Raw genomic sequence first — 1,964 nt, 5'->3', positions numbered from 1 at the left:
CGGCGTCGGCTGTGAGCCGGCGGACGTCGCGATCCAAGGTGGATCGGTCGATGCCGAAGAAGGCGAATCAGATCGTACCCCTGAACGCGAGCCTAGCCTCGATCTTTCGTGATCTTGCTGGGCGTGCTCTGATCGGCGGGTCCAGCCGCCGCAGGGGCTGATTCTGGCTCCGGGGTAGGACAACGGGCCCGATCGGCTCGGGGTGGCGCCGGGTTCCACTTCCCGGGTGCTGCTGGGCCTGGGTGGTCGGGGCGGGTGGGCCGGCGCTCAGCCGGGTGCTGGGGCTGGTCCGTGCAGCCGGCGTAGCCGGGTGAGCCCGTCGAGCAGGGCCTGGACCCAGGGGGCGGTCGCGGCCAGGTGCACGGTGGTGGTGCGCCCGGAGCGAGCGACCTTCGCGGCGACCGACAGCAGCCGTAACCGCAGCCGCTTGGGCTCCCAGCGGNTGGACCCAGGGGGCGGTCGCGGCCAGGTGCACGGTGGTGGTGCGCCCGGAGCGAGCGACCTTCGCGGCGACCGACAGCAGCCGTAACCGCAGCCGCTTGGGCTCCCAGCGGCGGGCGGCGTGGCCGGTCAGGGCGAGCATCTGGGTCCAGGCGGTGATCTCGGCGGCGAGCATCACCACCGCGCACCAGATCTGGTTCTGGGTGAAGTCGTGCAGCGGCAGGTTCCGCAGGCCGGTGTCCTTGGCGTTGCGGATGCGGTCCTCGCAGCGGGCGCGGCGGCGGTGGCGGACCTCGAGGTCGGCCAGCTGGGTGCCCTTCCCGCCGACCTTGGTGTTGGTGGCGAAGGCGGTGACGCGGTTGCCGTTCACGTCGGTGATCCGCAGCTGCGCGCCGGGGTGCGGTCGCTCGGTGCGCACGATGACGCGCATCTCGGCCGGCCACCGGGAGAGGTCCAGCAGGTCGGTGAGCTCGGCGACGTAGGCGTTCTTCCGGATGGCTCCGTCGGCGTCGTAGGCCGGTGACCACGCCTGCTCCGGGATGCGCTGCAGCAGGTCGGCGGTGTTGTGCGGCAACGAGAACCCCACGGAGTACTGCACCCGCCGGCGGGTCAACCACTCCAGCAGCTCGTGGGTGCCGCCGGCCCCGTCGACGCGGACCAGGACGCTCTTGCCCGCCCGGCGCCCCGGACGGTAGGAGGGGAGCTGACGGAGTGCTTCGGTGATCACGGTGATGTGGTCGGCGGCGGTGTTCGACCCGGCGTTGCCCTTGCGCAGCAGCACCGCCAACGGCTCCCCGGTCCCGGTCGGGCCGTGGTCGCCGAAGGCGCACAGCGGGTGGAAGCCGAACCCGCGCTTGAACGTGGGCGCGGCCTGCTCCTTCTCGGAGTGGGCGGTGACCAGGGTGGCGTCCACGTCGATGACCACGGGGTCGGCGGCCGAGGTGCCGTGGTCGGGGGCGTGCTGTCCCGCAGCGGCCCACGCCCGCTTGCGGACCGCGGCGCGGGCGGTGTTGATCGCGGCCAGGGCCTTCGGCGCGTCCGCGGCGAGGGCGTCGATGGTCCGCGAGACCGTGGGGTCGGAGGCCACGCGTCCGAACAGGGCCGGCTCGGCGCGCAGCAGCGCGACGTCGGCGAGGCAGTCCCCACCGGCGACCAACGACAACGCCAGATCGCAAATCACCTTGGCCGGGTCGTGCACCGCCAACGGCTTGCGCCACGGGCCCAGGGCCGACGAGAGCTCACCGTCCAGACCCAGCGCCCGGACGGTCTCGACGGCCAGCAGCAGCCCCGCGTGGGAGGCCACCCCGGTGCCCGCAGCGTCGACCGACAGGGTGGGGTAGGACCCCGTAGTCTCTTTCACCTGGAAGGTGCTCCTCGTCCAGCGGTGGTACGGCCCTCAGCAAGCCGCATCGTCGCAGGTCAGGGGCACCTTCCTTCGTCTTCCACGCCGCTCACCGACCCCCGCCGTGAAAGCCCCGGGCTAGTGCCCGGTAGGCGACGAGAGGGCGGTTCACTACGGCCCG

General features: G+C 72.7%; 1 pseudogene. It reads right to left on the bottom strand.

The window, feature by feature from the left end:
- Positions 1–430: 430 nt before the first annotated feature.
- Positions 431–1,801 (bottom strand): annotated as a pseudogene (locus WDZ17_RS17235) (IS1380 family transposase); the annotation flags it as partial.
- Positions 1,802–1,964: the final 163 nt, after the last annotated feature.

Source organism: Pseudokineococcus basanitobsidens (assembly GCF_037482545.1).
Classification (GTDB): Bacteria; Actinomycetota; Actinomycetes; order Actinomycetales; family Quadrisphaeraceae; genus Pseudokineococcus; species Pseudokineococcus basanitobsidens.
The sequence above is the reverse complement of the archived record's forward strand: the minus strand, read 5'-3'. Positions and strand labels throughout refer to the sequence as shown.